Source organism: Secundilactobacillus malefermentans DSM 5705 = KCTC 3548 (assembly GCF_001436395.1).
GTDB classification, from domain to species: domain Bacteria; phylum Bacillota; class Bacilli; order Lactobacillales; family Lactobacillaceae; genus Secundilactobacillus; species Secundilactobacillus malefermentans.
The window spans coordinates 1-904 of record NZ_AZGJ01000128.1; the positions used below are offsets into that span (position 1 = coordinate 1).

The 904-nt window shown below is 36.0% G+C and carries 1 protein-coding gene; it reads left to right on the top strand.

Features of this window, described 5'->3' with window-relative positions:
- Nucleotides 1-74 precede the first annotated feature (74 nt).
- On the top strand, nt 75-491 hold the full coding sequence (locus tag FD44_RS10110; protein ID WP_010619692.1) for a hypothetical protein: 417 nt from the start codon (nt 75-77) through the stop codon (nt 489-491).
- Nucleotides 492-904: the final 413 nt, after the last annotated feature.

A 904-nucleotide genomic window follows, 5' to 3' on the forward strand; every position in this document is an offset into this window, starting at 1 on the left:
TTGACTAATCGTAGAAAAATAGCATCATCTATTATTGTCGATTATGTAAAATAAGTTACTTTGGAGGAAATAAAATGAAATTAAAAAATATCGTTATCGCCAGTGTGGCCACCCTGTCATTTGGCGCAGCACTGACGATGACAAGCAAGAGTGTAAGTGCGTACTCATCGTATAAAAGCATCCCCACTGCCATCCGTGGATACTACATTTCAAAGCCCGGCAATGATTCTTTGAAAATAACTAAGCATGCGATTGTCTCCGGATCACCATTAGCTGATTCATACTTTTATCGCGTTACCAAAGTTAATCGTAGTGGCCATAAATATCACGTTCATGCTCACATTACGTTGGGAAATACGACATACTTTACTATGAAGCTAAGCCACTACAAGAAAAACAAAATTTATTCTGCCGGCTACACTTATACAAAAACCAGCAAAGCTAAGTATCATTATTTCTCAAATCACTTTAATCACGCATACGGATACTAGTAACACCCTCCCACACCGGTCAGCAGGTTCAACTCCTGCAGTGGGAATTATTGAAATAGATCCTTATGGAGTACAATCAAGTCTGAACCTCTTCCGGAAAGTACTAAAGAAATACTTGTTCAATCCAATTACTCTTGCTGTCGACAGAAGATGGGCAGTATATCCACTTATTTTTTTAAACCAATGATAAAAGCCTTGGACTCTATTAAATATTCTGAGGACAGTGAAACAATAGCATGTGGTATGTAAAACTACTCGTAAGTACAGTAGATAATCTTTTTTCTTTGTATGTGCACCATTTAGTGCACCAAAATTTCACATCAATTCCTTTTAATTCCGTTTATTTACCTTTTATGAATAAACATACTAAATAAGAAAATGAATGAATAAATGGCTCTATACTTTTTCCTGTT

Coding starts and splice junctions, on each gene's coding strand:
- FD44_RS10110 (WP_010619692.1), top strand. CDS start 75: ATGAAATTAAAAAATATCGTTATCGCCAGTGTGGCCACCCTGTCATTT.